At 45.5% G+C, this 19,263-nt stretch carries 18 protein-coding genes; 13 read left to right on the forward strand and 5 right to left on the reverse strand.

Going from position 1 to position 19,263, the window contains the following annotated elements; genetic code table 11:
- Window positions 1-9 precede the first annotated feature (9 nt).
- On the forward strand, window positions 10-951 hold the full coding sequence (locus tag M72_RS12820; RefSeq protein ID WP_022046416.1) for a GerMN domain-containing protein: 942 nt from the start codon (window positions 10-12) through the stop codon (window positions 949-951).
- A gap of 11 nt (window positions 952-962) precedes the next feature.
- Window positions 963-3,365 (forward strand): DNA internalization-related competence protein ComEC/Rec2, encoded by a 2,403-nt coding sequence (locus M72_RS12825; RefSeq protein WP_055068493.1) that lies wholly within the window; start codon window positions 963-965, stop codon window positions 3,363-3,365.
- 6 nt (window positions 3,366-3,371) lie between these two features.
- Here M72_RS12825 and holA read toward each other — a convergent pair whose 3' ends face one another.
- Window positions 3,372-4,355 carry a DNA polymerase III subunit delta gene (gene holA / locus M72_RS12830; RefSeq protein WP_055068494.1) on the reverse strand — a complete coding sequence of 328 codons (984 nt, stop codon included), beginning with the start codon at window positions 4,353-4,355 and terminating at the stop codon, window positions 3,372-3,374.
- A 163-nt stretch (window positions 4,356-4,518) separates the two neighbouring features.
- Between holA and rpsT the strand changes: the two genes are divergently transcribed.
- The 3 genes from rpsT to M72_RS12845 all read left to right on the forward strand — a co-directional run bounded on the left by rpsT (window position 4,519) and on the right by M72_RS12845 (window position 7,448).
- Window positions 4,519-4,782 (forward strand): 30S ribosomal protein S20, encoded by a 264-nt coding sequence (gene rpsT / locus M72_RS12835; protein WP_022046419.1) that lies wholly within the window; start codon window positions 4,519-4,521, stop codon window positions 4,780-4,782.
- Window positions 4,783-4,902: 120 nt separating this feature from the next.
- Window positions 4,903-5,673 carry a hypothetical protein gene (locus M72_RS12840; protein ID WP_141652743.1) on the forward strand — a complete coding sequence of 257 codons (771 nt, stop codon included), beginning with the start codon at window positions 4,903-4,905 and terminating at the stop codon, window positions 5,671-5,673.
- A 101-nt stretch (window positions 5,674-5,774) separates the two neighbouring features.
- Window positions 5,775-7,448, forward strand: coding sequence for a putative manganese-dependent inorganic diphosphatase (locus M72_RS12845; protein WP_055068496.1), 1,674 nt, complete (start codon window positions 5,775-5,777; stop codon window positions 7,446-7,448).
- A gap of 12 nt (window positions 7,449-7,460) precedes the next feature.
- On the opposite strand, the gene M72_RS12850 is transcribed toward M72_RS12845, so the two are convergent.
- Window positions 7,461-8,303, reverse strand: a complete 843-nt coding sequence (locus tag M72_RS12850; RefSeq protein WP_055068497.1) for an AraC family transcriptional regulator — start codon at window positions 8,301-8,303, stop codon at window positions 7,461-7,463.
- A 165-nt stretch (window positions 8,304-8,468) separates the two neighbouring features.
- On the opposite strand from M72_RS12850, the gene dapF reads away from it, so the two are divergent.
- Genes dapF through M72_RS12865 form a run of 3 tightly spaced genes read left to right on the forward strand, consistent with a single transcriptional unit; the run spans window position 8,469 to window position 11,389 of the window.
- A complete protein-coding gene (dapF, locus tag M72_RS12855) occupies window positions 8,469-9,305 on the forward strand; it encodes a diaminopimelate epimerase (protein ID WP_022046423.1) in 837 nt (278 codons plus the stop codon).
- Window positions 9,306-10,778 (forward strand): UDP-N-acetylmuramoyl-L-alanyl-D-glutamate--2,6-diaminopimelate ligase, encoded by a 1,473-nt coding sequence (locus M72_RS12860; protein WP_055068498.1) that lies wholly within the window; start codon window positions 9,306-9,308, stop codon window positions 10,776-10,778.
- A gap of 41 nt (window positions 10,779-10,819) precedes the next feature.
- A complete protein-coding gene (locus tag M72_RS12865; protein ID WP_055068499.1) occupies window positions 10,820-11,389 on the forward strand; it encodes a flavin reductase family protein in 570 nt (189 codons plus the stop codon).
- An 8-nt stretch (window positions 11,390-11,397) separates the two neighbouring features.
- Here M72_RS12865 and M72_RS12870 read toward each other — a convergent pair whose 3' ends face one another.
- The 3 genes from M72_RS12870 to M72_RS12880 are packed head-to-tail and all read right to left on the reverse strand — an operon-like array spanning window position 11,398 to window position 13,964.
- Window positions 11,398-11,913 (reverse strand): DUF4364 family protein, encoded by a 516-nt coding sequence (locus tag M72_RS12870; RefSeq protein ID WP_022046426.1) that lies wholly within the window; start codon window positions 11,911-11,913, stop codon window positions 11,398-11,400.
- Complete coding sequence (gene mnmL, locus M72_RS12875; protein ID WP_055068500.1) at window positions 11,906-12,823, reverse strand: tRNA modification radical SAM protein MnmL/YtqA; 918 nt, start codon at window positions 12,821-12,823, stop codon at window positions 11,906-11,908. Before mnmL ends, M72_RS12870 begins: the two co-directional genes overlap by 8 nt.
- Window positions 12,813-13,964, reverse strand: coding sequence for an NAD(P)-dependent malic enzyme (locus M72_RS12880; RefSeq protein WP_055068552.1), 1,152 nt, complete (start codon window positions 13,962-13,964; stop codon window positions 12,813-12,815). Before M72_RS12880 ends, mnmL begins: the two co-directional genes overlap by 11 nt.
- Window positions 13,965-14,187: 223 nt before the next feature.
- On the opposite strand from M72_RS12880, the gene rho reads away from it, so the two are divergent.
- The 5 genes from rho to prfA all read left to right on the forward strand — a co-directional run bounded on the left by rho (window position 14,188) and on the right by prfA (window position 19,028).
- Window positions 14,188-15,690, forward strand: coding sequence for a transcription termination factor Rho (gene rho, locus M72_RS12885; RefSeq protein ID WP_022046429.1), 1,503 nt, complete (start codon window positions 14,188-14,190; stop codon window positions 15,688-15,690).
- Window positions 15,691-15,885: 195 nt separating this feature from the next.
- Complete coding sequence (rpmE, locus tag M72_RS12890; protein WP_015516145.1) at window positions 15,886-16,086, forward strand: 50S ribosomal protein L31; 201 nt, start codon at window positions 15,886-15,888, stop codon at window positions 16,084-16,086.
- Window positions 16,087-16,155: 69 nt separating this feature from the next.
- On the forward strand, window positions 16,156-17,100 hold the full coding sequence (locus M72_RS12895; RefSeq protein WP_055068501.1) for a DUF1385 domain-containing protein: 945 nt from the start codon (window positions 16,156-16,158) through the stop codon (window positions 17,098-17,100).
- A complete protein-coding gene (prmC, locus tag M72_RS12900) occupies window positions 17,097-17,948 on the forward strand; it encodes a peptide chain release factor N(5)-glutamine methyltransferase (protein ID WP_055068502.1) in 852 nt (283 codons plus the stop codon). Before M72_RS12895 ends, prmC begins: the two co-directional genes overlap by 4 nt.
- 3 nt (window positions 17,949-17,951) lie before the next feature.
- Complete coding sequence (prfA, locus tag M72_RS12905) at window positions 17,952-19,028, forward strand: peptide chain release factor 1 (RefSeq protein ID WP_055068503.1); 1,077 nt, start codon at window positions 17,952-17,954, stop codon at window positions 19,026-19,028.
- The last annotated feature ends 235 nt before the right edge of the window (window positions 19,029-19,263 follow it).

Raw genomic sequence — 19,263 nt, forward strand, 5'->3', positions numbered from 1 at the left:
AGGAAAAAGATGAGAAAAAAAATAATTTCAATCATACTCCTTGTGGCAATGGTACTCACAATGGCTGCCGGATGTGGAAAAAAAGAAGATAAAAAAGACTATTTTGTATTTTATGTAAACAATGAGCTGACAAAGGTTGTTGCGAAAAAGATTACCCTGCAGCATACTTCATCCGGCAAAGCACAGGTGAAGGAACTGCTCAAAGATCTGCAGACACAGCCGGAGGATGCAACGCTTCGAAGAACCATTCCACGCAAAGTAAAAATCCAGAATATAGATCTGATCTCTTATCAGATTACGGTGGATTTCAGCAAGGAATATTACGATATGAAACCGACGGAAGAGATTCTGACCAGGGCTGCAATTGCAAAGACACTGTTGCAGCTGAGCCAGTATGTGACCTTTACTGTGGATGGAAAACCACTTGTGGATGCCTCGGGAGCAAATGTAGGTGCCATGAATCTGGACAGTTTTGTGGAAAATCCGGGAGAACAGATCAATTCCAGCCAGAAAGCAACACTGAAACTTTATTTTTCAAATAAGGCGGGTACCAGACTGGTTCCGGAAACCAGAGAGGTACATTACAGTTCCAACATTTCACTGGAAAAACTGGTGATGGAACAGCTGATTGAGGGACCAAGAAAAAGCGGACTCCTGGCAACGATTCCTTCGGAGACGAAACTGATTACGATCACAGTGGTGGATGGGGTCTGCTATGTCAATCTGGATGAAATGTTTTTGAATCAGAATCAGGAAATCTCAGAACCTGTTGTTTTATATTCTATCGTGGATTCCCTGACGGAACTGACGGGAATCGATAAAGTACAGATTTCCATCAACGGAGATACCAGTGGCAAATGCCGTTACACGTATAAACTATCAAAGATGTACAAGGCAGATGACCGTCTGGTCACAAAAGAAAGCGATGAGAAAGTAGAATCTACGGAATAGGAAAAGAAAGCGTGAGGAAAAGACCATTTCTTTTGCTTGCCACAGAGTTTCTGCTGGGGATTGTGTGTGTCAGAGAGCAGCTGCCGGCATGGGGTGTGCTGGCAGTTCTGTTACTGGTATATACCACTCCATGGAAGGAACGGGGGATGCGGAAAGTTCTGTTTGCGGCAGGACTTCCCGGTATGTTTCTTTTGGGGATGCTGCAGATGCAGCGACAGATCGATTTCAGGCAGCAGTACCTGCAGAAACTCACAGATGGCCAGGAGGTTCGCCTGGCGGGAAAGATTGATCGGATAGAACCGAAAACCAGATGCGTTTATTACTATTTAAAAGATTGCACGGTGGAAGCAGAATCGCAGACACTGCCATGCAATGATGTAATCGCATATGTTTCTTCTGCCAGCCATTCGGCTGGACAAATCCTGAATATTGAGGGTACAATTTCATTATTTACAGAAGCATCCAATGAAGGGATGTTTGATGCCCGGCAGTTTTACCAGAGTCAGAAAATTGATTTCGGCATATGGGTCACAAAGATCAGCCGGGTCTATGGAAAACCGGATCGTTACCGGTGCGCACTACAGAATATGAAAAAGCGTGCAAATGACGTGATCCGGTATTCTATCCGGGACGATGGCGTGCTTTCTGCGATGCTGTTAGGGGAAAAGGGGGATCTGGATGCAGAGATAAAATCTTTGTATCAGAGAGCGGGGATCGCCCATGTGCTTGCTATTTCCGGACTTCATATTTCCCTTCTGGGGATGGGACTGTACCGCCTGCTGCGGAAACGACTGCATACCCAGTATGTGACAGCAGCGCTGGCAACGACCGTTTTTTTGATTTCCTATGCGGTTTTAAGCGGAAACGGGGTATCTACACAGCGGGCGGTGGGCATGTGTCTGATTTATTTGTTTGCGGATGTGACAGGATATGCCTATGACATGTTAAATGCGCTTGGAATTGTTGTGCTCGTACTTTTGTGGGAAAATCCGTTTCTGCTATCGTATTCCGGATTTGTGTTTTCCGTGATGGCGGTGATTGCCATCGGAGTGGGAGCCAATGTACTGCTGGAATGGGAACATTCATGGAAACGCAGACAGCAGGCCGGAGAGGAAAACATCAAAAAAACATTTTTCTCAAGACAAAAAGAAGGAATTCTGGTAAGTTTTGCAATCCAGTTGTTTACCATCCCGCTGGTCGCATATTCTTATTATGAAATTCCCGTGTACGCGATGCTGATAAACCTGTTTGTACTTGCGGTGGTCAACGGATTACTGGGGCTTACTGTGCTTGGGGTGATTGTGGGGATGGTGTTTTTGCCTGCGGGGAGTGTTCTGTTTGCGCCCTGTGGCTGGATGCTCGACAGTTACCGGTTTCTGTGTGAGGTTTCCTTAAAGATTCCGGGTGCGCAGAGGATCACAGGGAAACCTGCGCATATGCGGATCTTTTGGTATTACCTGGGGCTTGGAGTGTTTCTTCTGGCGATCTATGCCTGTGCACGCAGAAATGAAAAGCACAAAGACGGCAGGGAAACGGCAGATCTGTGTGTAAGCCGAAGAAAGAAACGACTGCAGGGCATAGTTTTTTCCTGTTTTATTGCGTTTCTTCTGCTTTTTCTTCTTTTTCCACAGAAGAAATCGTTTGAGATTGATTTCCTTGATGTGGGACAGGGAGACGGTATTTATCTGTGCACGGGCGGCGGGACTTCCATGTTTATTGATGGTGGGAGCACCGATGTGAAACAGGTGGGAAAGTACCGGATTCTGCCGTTTTTAAAGGCAAAAGGAGTGTCAGAGATTTCTTACTGGTTTGTCAGTCATACGGATACCGATCATGTGTCCGGTCTTAAGGAGGTTCTTGTGTCCGGATACCGTGTGGAGTATCTGGTGTTTGCAAAAGCAGTGGAAAAAGAAGCAAAGACAAAAGAGCTGGCAGAACTGGCCCGCAGCCATGGAACGAAAGTGCTTTATATGCAGGCGGGGGATACGGTAAGAAGCAAACGTGCAGCCATGCGCTGTCTGTATCCCAAAGCTTCGGATAAAGCGGAGGATGTCAATGATCTGTGTCTGGTACTGCAATTTGAAGAGGGGGATATCCGCGCCCTGTTTGGTGGAGATATCTCCACAGATGTGGAAGAGCAGCTGAGCCGCCGCGAAAAATGGGATAAGGTTTTGGTTTTTAAGGCGGATCATCATGGATCGCGCTATGCGAACGCAGAAGCGTTATTGAAGTGTATCCGGCCGGAAATTACGGTTGCTTCAGCCGGAAAGGATAATCGTTACGGACATCCGAGCCCGGATGCCGTACAAAGGATCAAAGAGAGCGGCAGCAGATTTTTTTGCACCATCGAAGGCGGAAGGATACGGGTGCGCGTCATCGAAAATAAGCTGGTGTGTGAAACTTATGTGAAATAGAAAAAATTATTTTCCGGCACTGTACTGTACCAGAAACAGTTCAACAGCCATCTGGTCATTCATATGTCCGGTCTTTACTGAAGTTTCGTATTCCACACCATCGCGGATTGCCTGTTTGAGCTGATCCATGGAAAAGGCACGGCTCTGCGACTGGTATTTGCGGACCGCCCACTCCGGGCAGCCGGCTTTTGAAGCAATTTCTTTGTTGCCAAATCCCTGATTGGTCATGGATTTGACAATCATCAGACGCTGAAACTGGCTGGAAAGCAGAAAAAGAATACGCATTGGGGCTTCTTTGAGGGCAAGAAGATCATAATAAAGATCCAGTGCCTTTTTCTGCTGGTGCAGTGCCACTGCGTCAATCATGTCAAAGATTTTATTCTCAGTCTGTTCGGTGGTGATGGCGTTTACATCGGAGATATCGATGTAGTCCTTTTCCAGCGTGTAGCAGAGAAGTTTTTCCAGCTCTTTGTCGATATTTTCCATGTCATCACCGGTTTTACGGATAAAGAGCGCATAGGCATCTCTTGTAATATTTTTTCCGTTTCTGCGGATTCTTCCCTCGATCCAGCGGGAGAGAGTCGTCTCATTCTGACGCGGAAATTCCACGATGCTTCCGTTTTTTTTCACCTGCTTGTACATCTTTGTTTTCTTGTCTATTTCTTTTTCCGCAAAGACAAAATAAGTGGTTTCCGGAATGAAAGACATGTAATCGGCAAGTTCTTCGGCACTTTTTTTAAACAGACCGCTGTCTTCGATTAGAATGAGTCTGCGGTCGGCAAAAAAAGGCAGTGTCTCTGCCAGATCGATGATCTCTTTCTGGTTGATGTCGCTGCCGGAGAAAGCAGAAAAGTTCATGGTATCATCATCGGCTGCCAGTGCATGCTTTAATTTGTCCCGGTACTGGCGGATCAGATACTGTTCTTCTCCGTATAACAGATAAATCTGTTTGAATTGTCCTGTTTTGATGTCGTTATCAATCGTTTTCATGTCTACATTATATACATATTGGCAGGCTTTTACAACTTTTTTTCAATTACATCTTGACAGAAGGGACAGCTTGACATATTATATTCTAGTATGTTTGCGATGAAGCGTCCGTGTCTGTTTCACCGCAGGAAACAAATTACAGTTTGATATGGAGGTGTACAGATTGGCTAACATTAAATCTGCTAAGAAGAGAATTTTAGTTACAGAGACAAAGACTGCAAGAAATAAAGCAATCCGTTCTGAAGTTAAGACTTCAATCAAGAAGGTAGAGGCTGCTGTTGCTGCAAAGGATAAGGCTGCTGCAGAGGCTGCATATAAGGATGCTTCTTCAGTTATCGAGAGTGCCTGCTCTAAGGGTGTATATCACAAGAACAACGCAGCTCGTAAAGTTTCCCGTTTAGCAAAATTAGTAAACGGAATCGCTTAAGATCTGAATATTATAAAAGGAGAAGGACTGCCAGTACCGTCATGCTGGCAGTCTTTTTTGTTTACAAATACGTGGGAGAATGATACAATAAACAGAGGAACTGATACAGCGGAGGAAAAAATGTCTGGATTATTGTTGGAGCTGCGCAGACAGATTGCGCACAATCGTCGGAAAGCTGCATATGAAGAACGGATGCGTGCATCTGCTCAGGAAAAACCGCAGGAGGTTTTTTCGCAGAAGACAAAAGAGACAAAGCCGGACACGGAAATACAGCCCGAAGTACAGGAAAGGAAAGTTAATGTTGTGAGCAGGGAAGATTTCTTACTTAGCCAGATTGATGAATTCAGAGAACGCGCCAAGCAGTTACAGTCATTGCTTGATTCCAGAGAGACGGAGGCACAGGAACTGCAGACGTTAGTGGATGAACGTCAGGAGAAAGCAGATGCTCTGGGGCAGATTCTCGAGGAGCGTCAGAAAAAAGCAGATGGATTCACTGCGGAAGTGGAAAAGCAGATTGATCGTCTGATCGGCAAAGTGTCTGCCAAGATGGAAGAAATCGAAGTTTCCATGAAGGAAGATGTGGCAGACGGCAAACGCTTAAATGAAGAAAAAGCAAAGGAACTGAAAGATTCTCTTGCGCAGATCGAAGAACAGCTGACCACGGCAAAAACAGAAATCTCCGAGAAAGTACATACAGAAAATGTAAAATGCTACCGAAATATTTCGGATCTGTTCCGCAGCATGGATGAACGCCTGGACAAGCTTACCGTTATGGAAAGCAGAATGCATCCGGTCCGTATTTTTTCCCTGACGGGAATGATACTTGGAATCGTGAATCTGGTGGTGTTACTTTTGGTCCTGCTGGTTAGTGTGGGCGTGATTGCGTTTTAGAATAAGGATATGCAATTCTCAAAAGAATGAGGATTGCATTTTTTGTCTCAAAAAAGAGATAGAACAATTCGAAAAGAGAAATGTGAATAGGAGAATCTGATATGGCAAAAAAGAAAGTTTGGGTTGTAGGACATAAGCATCCGGATACAGATTCCATATGTGCAGCGATTTCTTATGCAAACCTGAAAAATGAAATAGAAAAAAAGAATCCCAAAACAGCTACGGGAATGACCTATATTGCAAAGAGAGCCGGATCTGTAAATGCGGAGACGGCGTATGTTCTGGAAAGGTTTCATGCAGAGGCCCCGGCAATGATTTCGGATGTCGGAACACAGATCAAGGATATTCAGATACGCCGTACAGAGGGAGTAAACAGTCATATCTCTATGAAAAAGGCATGGGAGATGATGAAGATCCTCGGGGTTGTTACGCTTCCGGTGGTGCGGGAAAATAAGCTGGAAGGACTGATTGTAACAGGAGATATTGCAAAATCCTACATGGATGTATATGATAATACCATCCTTTCTACCGCACGTACCCAGTACAAGAATATTGTAGAGACGCTGGACGGACAGCTGCTGACAGGAAATGAACATGCGTATTTTGTTCACGGCAAGGTGGTAATCGGAATCGGTACACCGGAAGGAGTGACTTCTGCCATAGACAAGGATGACTTGGTTATGATCGGGGACGGGGAAGAGTCGCAGATGCTTTCCATTGCATCAAACTGCAGCTGCATGATTGTCACTAACGGATATGAAATCAGTCAGGAAGTGATCGAGGCGGCAAAGGAACGCGAAGTCGTTCTGATCAGTACACCGTACGATACGTTTACCGCGGCCCGTCTGATCAACCAGAGTATGCCGATCAAGCATTTTATGACAAAAAATGGAATCATTCATTTTGATCTGGATGATTACGTGGATGAGGTAAGAGAGACCGTAGCCAATATACGGCATCGGGATTTCCCGGTTCTCGATGAAAACCAGAACTATGTGGGTATGTTTTCCCGCAGAAATTTGATGAAAGCAGAGAAAAAGAAACTGATCCTTGTGGACCACAATGAAAAATCACAGGCAGTATCCAATATCGATGAGGCGGAAATTTTAGAGATTATCGATCATCACCGGCTGGGCAGCCTTGAGACCATGTCTCCGGTGTATTTCCGCAATCAGCCGCTTGGATGTACATCCACCATCATTTATCAGATGTATCTGGAAAAGGGAATTACGATCACCTCGCAGATGGCAGGACTGATGTGTGCAGCCATTTTATCTGACACGCTGATGTTCCGCTCACCGACCTGTACACAGATAGACAGGGAAGCAGCACTCCGGCTGGCAGAGATTGCAGAGGTTAAGGTCGAGGAGCTTGCCTCAGCAATGTTTCAGGCGGGAAGCAATTTTGATAATAAAACAGAAGAAGAAATTTTAAATCAGGATTTTAAAATTTTCCATGCCGAGGATGTGAGTTTTGGCGTGGCGCAGATCAGCGCGATGGGACGCACCGAACTGGATAAGGTGCAGGAACGTATTGAGCCGAAACTGGAACAGATGATGGGAGAAAAACAGATCCAGATGATTTTTGTCATGCTGACGGATATCTTAAATGAGTCTACTTATCTGATTTATCGCGGTGCGGATGCATCGCAGCTGGTTGCGGCAGCTTATAATTGCGAGCCTTCCGATCAGGGGATTATGCTGGAAAATGTGGTATCCAGAAAGAAACAGCTGATTCCTGCGCTGATCAACACCCTTGCAGAGCGCAAAATGTAACAGGCAGACAGATCAATTGCGCTGTTCTCTGGGAGAACAGCCAAAATGTTTGCGGTATGCCCGGGAAAAGGTGGAATAATTGTGAAAACCACAGGCATAACATGCGGTGGTGATGGATTCCCCCTGGGCGATCTGATCTCTTGCCAGCAAAAGGCGCTTCGTGGTCAGATAGTTTCCGATCGTATAACCGGTTTCTTCCTTGAAGGCATGCATGAGATGATACCGGCTCAGATAGAAATGTTCGGCAAGAAAGTCGATGGTGATGTCATCTGTTAAATGTGCATTTAAATAATCTATCACATGGATCATTTTATGATTTGAGGCTGTGGTAGAAAGATATTCAATGCGGTTGGAGAGAGCTGCACGGTTTAACTGCACCATCAGCTCCAGAAAAAGAAGTTTATGATAAAGTTCGTTTGCGTATTCTCTGGAATCCAGAGATTGTTCCAGATCGTGGATAATTCTTGCAATCTGTGTTGTCTTCAGTGCCGGAATACGCAGTACATGCGATTTTTTCTGATGAGCTTCTTTTAAGCAGAGTGAGAGATCGTCGGAATCATGACAGGCATCCAGGTAGTGTCTGGAAATATAGATGATGATGCGCTCATAAATTTCAGAACTGTGCAGAACCGGACGGTGGACCGTACCTGCGGGAACGAATACGATATCCCCCGGTATCAGATCATAGGTACGTCCTTCCACATTGTAAGAAATATTTCCTTTGCGAAAGATCAGAATTTTATGAAAATCGTGGTAATGAAAGTCAATCGGGCGCATAGAGGTATCTTTTAAGTGAAAAATCTTAAAATCGTCATGAAGATATCCTGTTTTTTCATAATGTGAGAGTTCTGACATTGCATAAATCTCCTGTAAATATTAATTAGATTCAGTGTACTATGTTTCCACACAATTTGCAATATAAAAAGCACTGTAGTTGTTTTAGAAGACGGATCGTGCGGGTATACTTAGAATAGAAGCTCTGAATCGACAGGATGGAAAAGAAAAAAGGAGTGTAGAAATATGAAGTTTACAAAAATGCATGGGTGCGGAAATGATTATGTATATGTCAATTTGTTTGAGGAAAAGATAGCAGATCCTGCAAAGGTATCAATTGCAGTGAGTGACCGCCATTTTGGAATCGGATCGGATGGCCTGATCACTATTGGCCCATCGGATATCGCGGATTTCAGGATGCGGATTTACAATGCGGATGGCTCGGAGGCGGAGATGTGTGGAAACGGAATCCGCTGTGTCGCAAAATATGTATATGATCATAAAATGACGGATAAGAAAGAGATTACGATTGAAACCGGAGCCGGGGTAAAAACGTTGCAGCTGACGGTTGCGGATGGCAAGGTTTCGCTGGTTCGTGTGGATATGGGAGAACCAATATTAAAACCGGATTTAATTCCTGTAGATGCATCGGGAGAACAGGTGGTAGATGAGCCGATTGAAGTAGAGGGCAGAGAGTGGAAGATGACCTGCGTGTCGATGGGGAATCCACATGCGGTAATTTTTGTGGAGGACACCGAACATTTTGAACTGGAAAAATACGGTCCGGAGTTTGAACATCATCCACGGTTTCCAAAACGGACCAACACAGAGTTCGTACACGTTATTTCTCCGACGGAAGCATCCATGCGGGTGTGGGAACGCGGATCTGCGGAGACGCTTGCCTGTGGTACCGGAACCTGTGCCACGGTTATGGCATGTATCTTAAATCATAAGACAGAAAATAAAGTTCTGGTGCATCTGCGGGGCGGAGATCTGACCATCGAGTATGATCCGGATAACAATCATATTTATATGACCGGACCAGCGACAGAAGTGTTTCATGGAATTTGGGAGGAAAATTAAATGAAAATTAAAGAACTTATCAACGAAATGGAATATGAGATACTGGCGGGAAGCGAGGAGACAGAGATTACGACTCTGGTATATGATTCCCGCAAGGTTGAAAAAGGTTCTGTGTTTGTGTGCATCAGCGGAAGTGTGCGTGATGCACATGAGTTTATTCCGGATGTGGCAGCAAAGGGAGCAGCGGCCATTGTCGTAGAAAAGGATGTAACGCCGATCGATGGAATTACATATATCAAGGTAGAGGACAGCCGTCTGGCACTTGCCTGCATGTCTGCGGCGTATTTTGGGCATCCGGCAAAAAAATTAAAGACGATCGGTATTACCGGAACAAAAGGAAAAACAACGACAACCTATATGGTTCGTTCGATTCTAGAGTCTGCGGGGATCAAAACCGGACTGATCGGCACGATCGAATCGATTGTTGGTTCTGAGCGTATTCCTTCTGCAAATACGACACCGGAATCTTACCGGGTGCAGGAGCTTTTTGCAAAAATGGTAGATGCGGGACTCGATGCTGTTGTGATGGAAGTCTCTTCCCAGGCGCTGATGCTTCACCGCGTATCCGGATTTGTGTTTGATATCGGCGTGTTTACCAATCTTGAACCGGATCATATCGGAGAAAATGAGCACAAGGATTTTGCAGATTATATGCACTGCAAGAGTCTTTTGTTCCAGCAGTGCAGGCATGGAATTTTTAATGGGGACAGCGAGCATCTGCAGGGCATTTTACAGGGACATACCTGTACGGTTGAGACGTTTGGGTATGGAGCAGAAAATGATCTGATTGCGCAGAAGGTAGAGTTAAAAAAGGAGCATGGGGCACTTGGTGTAAAATATCATGTGGGAGGTTCCATGGATTTTGATGTGGAAGTCAATGTGCCGGGAAAATTTTCGGTGTATAATTCCCTGACCGCCATTGCAATCTGTCATCATTTTGGTGTCAGTGTTGAAGAAATCAAAAAGGCGATGCTTCATGTAAGTGTCAAGGGAAGAATTGAGATTGTACCGGTAACAAAGAGATATACGCTGATGATTGACTATGCACACAATGCCATGGCACTGGAGAGTCTGTTAACGACCTTGAAAGAGTATGAGCCGGGCAGACTGGTCTGCCTGTTCGGATGCGGAGGAAACCGTGCAAAATCCCGCCGTTATGAGATGGGAGAGGTATCTTCAAAACTGGCAGATCTGACGGTTGTCACATCGGATAATCCAAGAAATGAAGAACCAATGGATATCATCAACGATATTCTGGTCGGGGTACACAAAGCCGATGGCGCATATGTGACGATACCGGATCGGAAAGAAGCCATCAGGTATTGCATGGAACATGCCGAGGATGGCGATATCATCGTCCTTGCAGGAAAAGGGCACGAAGATTACCAGGAGATCAAGGGTGTGAAGCATCATATGGATGAGCGTGAACTGATCGCGGATATTATCCGGGAAAATACGGATCTGAAATTATAACAGGATTATAAATAACAGGAACAGGCAAAAGGAGTGGAAAAATGGGAAAACAGAGTTGGAAAGCGGGAAATATGTTAAATCCGGTGCCGGCTGTGATGGTCAGTGTGGCGGATCAGAATCATCGGCCAAACATTATTACCGTGGCATGGGCAGGAACCGTCTGCACCAATCCGCCGATGGTTTCCATTTCCGTCCGCCCATCCCGTTATTCTTATGAGATCATAGAGAAAACCGGAGAATTTGTGATTAATCTGACCAACGAAAAACTGGCAAAGGCCTGTGATTACTGTGGCGTGGTCAGCGGAAGAGATGTGGATAAATTTAAAAAAACAGGACTTACACCGGTTCCGGTGGAGCATGTGAAAGCTCCGGCAATTGCGGAAAGTCCTGTAAATATTGCCTGCAGGGTGGTGGAGAGCCATCCGCTTGGCAGTCATACGATGTTTGTGGCGGAAGTACTTGGCGTGACGGTGGATGATGCGTATCTGGATGAAACAGGAAAATTTGACATCAACGGAACCGGGCTTATCATGTATTCTCACGGAGAATATTTTGCTCTGGGGAAAAAACTCGGCAAATTTGGATACAGCGTACAGAAAAAGAAAAAATGACACGCGGCTTATTGCAGCAGCGTGTCCATCAGTACAGCATATACATCTTCACTTTTCTTTTTCCAGTTATTGCAGATGGCTTCTGCCTGTTCTTTTGTAGTTACGCAAAGCGTCAGGTCGATCAGAGGATTGCCGTCAGACCGTACCTGACAGCGTACTGCGTATTTCTGATTGGTTGTCTTATAGTAATCTGCCAGAATGGAATTTTCCTGTCGGAATTCTAATTTATTCTTTTCAAAAAATCCCTGAACATCATTTTCAATTCCATCATTTAATTTATCTTTGAAAAATCCAAGTGTTTCTTTTCCCGCAGAAGTCAGAGAGTACTGTGTGTTGCTGTGCGTGGACTCTGCGTGGATTAAATTGGCATCGACCAGATCCCCGATTACTTCCTGTACACGGAAATAGTCTGTGTATTCCTGTTCCAGAAAGAAATTGGAAATCTGGGTGTTGGAAAGCGGAAACCCTGCTTTGCTCAGCATATATAAGATCGTAAGTTTATAGATTGTAAATGGTTCAGCCATAAAAATGTTCTCCTTGTCTGGTATTGCGTTCTTTGAGACGGCGATGAATGGTGTTTAAAATGCGTTTTTTGTCTGTGCTCCAGGAAGGGGCGAGTAATAGACTGCGGGGACCATCTCCCGTCAGACGGTGAACGACCATGTCCGGGGGAAGAAGTTCCAGGCAGTCGATCACAAAATCGCTGTATTCATCAAGTTCCATCATGGGAAACGGATGAAGCTGATACTGTTCTGCCAGTGCAGTGCCACGCAGGACATGCAGAAGCTGCAGCTTGATTCCCGAAACCGGAAGTGCGGCGACATGCCGGACGGTATCTTTCATCATTTCTTTTGTTTCACCGGGAAATCCTAAAATAACATGTGCGATCACGGAGATTCCAAGGGCATGAAGTTTGGATACAGCGGCATCAAACTGTGCAACCGTGGTATGCGTGTTCATGGCAGACAGCGTCTTTGCATGGATGCTCTGCAGACCAAGCTCTATCCATATGGGTTTTTCCTGATTGAGATCGGAGAGGAGTTCTAAGGTTTCCGGAGGAAGGCAGTCACTTCTGGTTCCTATGGAAAGTGCAACGATTTCTTCCGGTGCCATTGCCTCGGAATAGAGCTGACGCAAAACGTCAACGGGGGCATAGGTGTTGGTAAATGACTGGAAATACGCAATGAATTTCTGGCAGTGTGTTTTGGCGGCGATTTTCTGTCTGGCCTGTATGAACTGTTCAGAAACCGGCAGAAATGCATCCGCGGCAAAATCACCGGAGCCTCCGGCACTGCAGAATGCACATCCTCCGTAAGAGAGTGTTCCGTCGCGGTTGGGACACGTCATCCCACCGCTTAGACTGAGACGGTACACTTTTTCCCCGAAGACCTCTTTACAGTAATCGTTCAGAGAATAGTAGCGATTAGCGGACATGAGACTTGACTGCTTCACTTACAACTTCTGCCACACGTGGATCAAATGCTTCCGGCATAATGAAATCTTCATTTAATTCCTCGTCAGAAACTAGGGCTGCAAGTGCTTCTGCTGCTGCAAGTTTCATTTCTTCTGTGATCTGGGTGGCATGTGCCTCCAATGCACCGCGGAAAATACCAGGGAAAGCGATCACGTTGTTTACCTGATTTGGGAAATCGCTCCGTCCGGTTCCGACAACTTTTGCTCCGGCAGCTTTGGCCACATCCGGCATGATCTCCGGCACCGGATTTGCCATGGCAAACAGGATGGCATCTTTGTTCATGGAAGAAACCATTTCCGGAGTGACAATGTTTGGCGCAGAGACACCGACAAAGATATCCGCACCGCGCAGTGCGTCTGCCAGCGTTCCGGAGGCATTTTCGAGATTGGTAACCTCTGTCATTTTTTTCTGCATCCAGTTTAAGTTCGGATAATCTTTTCCGATGATTCCTTCACGGTCACACATGGTCACGTGTTTGAAACCGTAAGTCAGAAGAAGTTTGGTGATTGCCACACCGGCAGATCCTGCACCGTTTACCACAACGCGGCAGTCTTCTTTTTTCTTGCCGGTCACACGCAGACCATTGATGATACCGGCCAAAACAACGATGGCGGTTCCGTGCTGGTCATCATGAAATACCGGGATATCAAGCATTTCTTTCAGACGTTCCTCGATTTCGAAACAACGCGGAGCGGAGATGTCTTCCAGATTGATACCGCCGAATCCGGGAGCTATATTTTTCACAGCCTGAATGATCTCTTCGGTGTCCTGGGTGTCCAGACAGATCGGTACAGCGTTAACATTTCCAAATTCTTTGAATAATACACATTTTCCTTCCATGACCGGCATAGCGGCATAAGGACCGATATTTCCAAGGCCGAGAACGGCGCTTCCGTCGGAAACAACGGCAACCGTGTTGGCTTTCCAGGTGTATGTGTAGGCAGCAGTTTTATCTTCCGCAATTACTTTGCATGGTTCTGCAACACCCGGAGTGTATGCAATCGCGAGATCCTCGCGGGTTTTTACTTTTGATTTTGCAACGGTTTCGAGTTTTCCGTTCCATTCTTTGTGGCATAAAAGTGCCTTTTCTTTATTATCCATAGTAATTTTCTCCTTTACATACTCATACTTATTCACAATACCATTCTTGCGCATGAAAAAAAAGACTTCCTATTTTACAGGAAATAGTGTATAATAGCTGCATTAGATAATATTTGAAATGATTCATAGTCGTTTCTGACTGATATCCCATGCAAATAAGTGTAATTTATGAAATGATTTACGGTACGAAACAAGTCTATATTTTTAAGAAGGAGCAGATGGAATGAGGGAAAAATATGAGAGTCTTTCTTTGGTTGTGTTAAAAGACCTGGCGAAGGCACGCGGACTCAAAGGAATCTCAACAATGAAAAAGGGAGAACTGATTGATCGGATGCTGCAGGAAGATGAGCGGGAAAAAGAGGCAGCGCCGAAGGCAAAGACGGTATATACAGCGCGGACAGCTTCCGGACAGGAAGGAAGAAAGCATACACCAAAACCGCGAAGAGAAGAGCATTCGTCCCATACGGAGGATCACAGCCATCCGGAGCATGGAGAAAGCATGCATGCAGAACATGGAGCACATGCATCACAGGAACAGATCTATAAGGCACAGGAGGATAATGACAGTGCTGCGATCAAAGAAGATATCGTCAGCCTCGACAGTGGAAATACAGCGAGCGGTATTCTGGAGGTTATGGCAGACGGATTCGGTTTTATCCGCTGTGAAAACTATCTGCCGGGGGAACATGACGTTTATGTGGCGCCGTCCCAGATCCGCAGATTTAATCTAAAGACAGGAGATATTGTCTGTGGAAATACCAAAGTGAAATCCGAGCGGGAGAAATTTTCCGCCCTTTTGTATGTGACTTCGGTAAACGGATATCATCCTTCGGAAGCACAGAAGCGGACAAACTTTGAGGATCTGACCCCGATTTTTCCGAATGTGCGTCTGCGCATGGAACGTCCCGGCGGTTCGGTTGCAATGCGTGTGATGGATATTGTTTCCCCGATCGGTAAAGGGCAGCGTGGTATGATTGTATCCCCACCGAAAGCAGGTAAGACAACGCTTTTAAAGGAAGTCGCAAAGTCGGTAAAGGAAAATAACCCGGAGATGCATCTGATCATTCTGCTGATTGACGAGCGGCCGGAGGAAGTAACCGATATTAAAGAGGCAATTGAGGGAGAAAATGTAGAGGTCATTTATTCCACTTTCGATGAGACCGCAGAACACCATAAGCGGGTATCGGAAATGGTAATCGAGCGTGCAAAACGTCTGGTGGAACATAAAAAGGATGTGATGATTCTCCTCGACAGTATCACACGTCTGGCACGTGCCTACAACCTGACCTGTACGCCGAGCGGCCGTACACTTTCCGGTGGTCTTGATCCGGCGGCACTGCACATGCCGAAACGATTTTTTGGTGCAGCCCGGAATATGAGAGAAGGCGGAAGCCTGACCATTCTTGCCACGGCACTGGTCGATACCGGAAGCAAGATGGATGACGTGGTATTTGAGGAATTTAAGGGAACCGGTAACATGGAACTTGTTCTTGACCGGAAACTTTCCGAAAAGAGAATTTTCCCGGCGGTGGATATTGTAAAGTCCGGCACGCGAAGAGACGATCTGCTGCTTGATCCGCAGGAGCGTGAGGGCGTGGAGAATATGCGCCGGGCATTAAACGGCATGCGGTCGGATGAGGCTGTGGAGAATATTTTAAATATGTTTGCACACACGCGTACAAATGCTGATTTTATCAATCTTGTAAGAAAAAACAGAATTCTTTAAATTTCTATTGCATTTGCATGGACGCTATGTTACAATAATTAAGCTGTTTATCGGGATGTAAACGGACGAAAGTGTCGCTCTTGTAACAAGTATCATATGCGGATCGGGCATACGGGTATAAAGAGTGTGACAGAAACCAGAATCAGCCGGAAGACTGATTACAGAAAACGATAAGAATATAAAGAGGTGAAAATCATGAGAGAAGGAATCCATCCAGATTATTATCAGGCAACCGTTACCTGCAACTGTGGAAACACATTCGTTACAGGTTCTACAAAGCCGGAGATCCACGTAGAAATCTGTTCTAAGTGTCATCCATTCTATACTGGACAGCAGAAGGCTAACCAGGCTCGTGGACGTATCGAACAGTTCAACAAGAAGTATGGCATGAAATAGAATTGATAAGTCACGTAAAAAGGTTGAGGCTGTGTATTGCCTCAACCTTTTTCTCTTACAGGGGGAAATATGAAATATTCAGGAGTTGGCGGGCAGGCAGTCATGGAAGGTGTCATGATGAAAAACGAAGACCGTTATGCGGTTGCCGTTCGCAAGCCGGATCACACCATTGATGTAAAAGTTTCTACATTTAAAGAAACGATTAAAAATAAAAAACTGCGGCGTCTGCCATTCATCCGTGGTGTCATTAATTTTATAGAATCACTGATCCTTGGCATGCAGACACTCATGTATTCGGCTTCCTTTTTTGAAGACGATGAGGATGAAAAAAAGAAAAAAGAAGCCATGACGCAGGAGGAACGAAAGGCGCAGGAAGAGAAAGAAAAAAAGCAGGAGAAGGCAATGATGGGCGGAACCGTTGCATTTTCCGTTGTTTTTGCGCTGGGACTTTTCTTTTTCCTGCCATATTTTCTGTCCGGGATCTTTCATAAAGTTATTGCATCGGATACGGTGATTGCGTTGCTGGAGGGACTGATCCGTCTGGCGATTTTTATCGGATATATTGCGCTGATTTCCCTGACACCTGATATTAAGAGAGTGTTTATGTACCACGGAGCGGAACATAAATGCATCAATTGCATCGAACACGGAATGGAACTGAATGTGGAAAATGTCCGGAAAAGTTCCCGGCAGCACAAGCGCTGCGGTACCAGTTTCCTGTTGATTGTAATGCTGATATCTATCGTGTTCTTTTTGTTTATCCGTGTGGATTCGCGTATTTTGCAGCTGGTGCTCAGACTTCTTCTTATTCCGGTGATCGCCGGAGTATCTTATGAGTTTATCCGTTTGGCGGGAAGATATGATAACTGGTTGGTGAATATACTGAGCAAACCGGGACTCTGGATGCAGAAGATGACAACAAAAGAGCCGGATGATGAGATGATCGAAGTGGGAATCGCTTCGGTGGAAGCTGTGTTTGACTGGAGAAAGTGGCAGAAGGAAGAGAATGTATGACCTATAGGGAAGCAATTGTTTCGGGAGAAAAAAGCCTGTGTGAGGCTGGCATTGCAGATGCCAGAAATGATGCATGGCTGCTTTTGACCATGGCATGTAAAATTGACCACACTTACTATTATATGCATATTGACGAAGAGATGCCGGAGGAACTGCAGCATGAATTTGAAGTGCTGATTAAAAAGAGGGCAGAGCGAGTGCCTCTTCAGTATATCACCGGGGAACAGGAATTCATGGGGATGACATTTCATGTGAATTCCAATGTGCTGATTCCGCGACAGGATACGGAAACCCTGGTGGAGGAAGCACTGAAGGTTGTAAAACCGGGGATGAAGGTGCTGGATATGTGTACAGGTTCCGGATGTGTGCTGATCAGTATTTTGAAAAATGTACACGGTACCGGGGGATATGGATATGATATTTCCAAACAGGCGATCAATGTTGCAAAGGAAAATGCAAAATTAAATGATGTTCCTGCCATTTTCGAGAGAAGCAATCTGTTTGAGGATGTTGCGGATGAAACGTTTGATGTGATTGTGTCAAATCCACCATACATCCGCAGCGATGAAATTCCGTTTCTGATGCCGGAGGTGTCGGAATTTGAACCGCATGAGGCACTGGACGGAAAAGAAGATGGTCTGTTCTTCTACCGGAAGATCATCCAGGAAAGCCCGGATTATCTGACCGATGGAGGGTATCTGCTGTTTGAGATCGGATATGACCAGGGATGGGCGGTATCATCTATGATGAAAGAGGCCGGATTTGAGGACGTCTGCGTGAAAAAAGATCTTGCGCGAAATGACCGTGTGGTCTGCGGACACAAACACCTATGTGAAAAGAGAGGATAGATTATGTTTGATAAATTAGAGGATTTACTTCATCATTATGAGGAGTTAATGAATACATTGAGCGAGCCGGATGTGGCAAACGATCCGAACCGCTTTCGTAAACTGATGAAAGAGCAGAGTGATCTGCAGCCAATCGTGGATGCCTACAAGGAATACAAGGCATGTAAGCAGACAATAGAGGATTCCCTTGCAATTCTTGATGAGGAATCCGATGAGGAAATGCGCGAACTGGCAAAGGAAGAATTAAATGAGGCAAAGAGCCGTTTGGGAGAGCTGGAACAGAAATTAAAGATTCTGCTTCTGCCAAAAGACCCGAACGACGACAAGAACGTTATTGTGGAGATTCGTGCAGGTGCCGGTGGAGAGGAAGCTGCGCTTTTTGCGGCTGAAATTTACCGTATGTATGTACACTACGCAGAGCGTCGTGGCTGGAAAGTGGAGACACTTGAGGCGGATGAAACTGGAATCGGAGGCATGAAATCGGTCAACTTTATGGTGACTGGAGCAGGCGCATATTCCGTACTGAAATACGAATCCGGTGTGCACCGTGTACAGCGTGTGCCGGAGACAGAATCCCAGGGACGTATTCAGACATCAACCTGCAGTGTTGCAGTTATGCCGGAGGCTGAGGATGTGGAAGTGCATATTGACGACAAAGACATCCGTATCGACGTTATGAGAGCGTCCGGAAATGGTGGACAGTGTGTCAATACGACGGACTCTGCTGTGCGTCTGACGCATTATCCGACCGGTATCGTGATTTACAGTCAGACCGAAAAATCACAGATCCAGAACAAGGAGAAAGCGTTTGCACTGCTGCGCACCAAGCTGTATGATCTCGAACTGCAGAAGAAGCAGGATGCAGAGTCTGAGGAACGACGCAGCCAGATCGGAACCGGAGACCGTTCGGAGAAGATCCGTACTTATAATTTCCCACAGGGACGTGTGACGGATCACCGCATCAACCTGACATTATACAAGCTGGACAAGATTCTTGACGGAGATATCCAGGAGATTATCGATGCATGTATCGCGGCGGACCAGGCGAAGAAACTTGCAAAAATGCAGGATGAAAACTGATCTGTCCGGTTTATGATGTTCGTTTTGCTATAGGTATTAGCAGATAAATGTAGTTGGTATTTTCCACCAGTTAGAGAATTATCAAAATAAATTGTAATATTGCTTGGAGTGGATCAGAGTCAGCTGAAAGGCTGGCTCTGATTTTTTGCTTTTTTTCGCAGTCTGGTGAATAATTGTATAGCCCATGAAATTTTTTGAGAAAATTAGTATAAGACAGCTTAAAGAAGAACAGACA

The sequence above is a fragment of the Roseburia faecis genome, from assembly GCF_001406815.1.
Lineage (GTDB): Bacteria > Bacillota > Clostridia > Lachnospirales > Lachnospiraceae > Roseburia > Roseburia faecis.

Excerpts from the sequence above, each read along its gene's own strand:
- M72_RS12820 (WP_022046416.1), top strand. The coding sequence starts at position 10 with ATGAGAAAAAAAATAATTTCAATCATACTCCTTGTGGCAATGGTACTC.
- holA (WP_055068494.1), bottom strand. The coding sequence starts at position 4,355 with ATGAAAACGATTGATAACGACATCAAAACAGGACAATTCAAACAGATT.
- M72_RS12840 (WP_141652743.1), top strand. The coding sequence starts at position 4,903 with ATGTCTGGATTATTGTTGGAGCTGCGCAGACAGATTGCGCACAATCGT.
- M72_RS12845 (WP_055068496.1), top strand. The coding sequence starts at position 5,775 with ATGGCAAAAAAGAAAGTTTGGGTTGTAGGACATAAGCATCCGGATACA.
- M72_RS12850 (WP_055068497.1), bottom strand. The coding sequence starts at position 8,303 with ATGTCAGAACTCTCACATTATGAAAAAACAGGATATCTTCATGACGAT.
- dapF (WP_022046423.1), top strand. The coding sequence starts at position 8,469 with ATGAAGTTTACAAAAATGCATGGGTGCGGAAATGATTATGTATATGTC.
- M72_RS12860 (WP_055068498.1), top strand. The coding sequence starts at position 9,306 with ATGAAAATTAAAGAACTTATCAACGAAATGGAATATGAGATACTGGCG.
- M72_RS12865 (WP_055068499.1), top strand. The coding sequence starts at position 10,820 with ATGGGAAAACAGAGTTGGAAAGCGGGAAATATGTTAAATCCGGTGCCG.
- M72_RS12870 (WP_022046426.1), bottom strand. The coding sequence starts at position 11,913 with ATGGCTGAACCATTTACAATCTATAAACTTACGATCTTATATATGCTG.
- mnmL (WP_055068500.1), bottom strand. The coding sequence starts at position 12,823 with ATGTCCGCTAATCGCTACTATTCTCTGAACGATTACTGTAAAGAGGTC.
- M72_RS12880 (WP_055068552.1), bottom strand. The coding sequence starts at position 13,964 with ATGGATAATAAAGAAAAGGCACTTTTATGCCACAAAGAATGGAACGGA.
- rho (WP_022046429.1), top strand. The coding sequence starts at position 14,188 with ATGAGGGAAAAATATGAGAGTCTTTCTTTGGTTGTGTTAAAAGACCTG.
- rpmE (WP_015516145.1), top strand. The coding sequence starts at position 15,886 with ATGAGAGAAGGAATCCATCCAGATTATTATCAGGCAACCGTTACCTGC.
- M72_RS12895 (WP_055068501.1), top strand. The coding sequence starts at position 16,156 with ATGAAATATTCAGGAGTTGGCGGGCAGGCAGTCATGGAAGGTGTCATG.
- prmC (WP_055068502.1), top strand. The coding sequence starts at position 17,097 with ATGACCTATAGGGAAGCAATTGTTTCGGGAGAAAAAAGCCTGTGTGAG.
- prfA (WP_055068503.1), top strand. The coding sequence starts at position 17,952 with ATGTTTGATAAATTAGAGGATTTACTTCATCATTATGAGGAGTTAATG.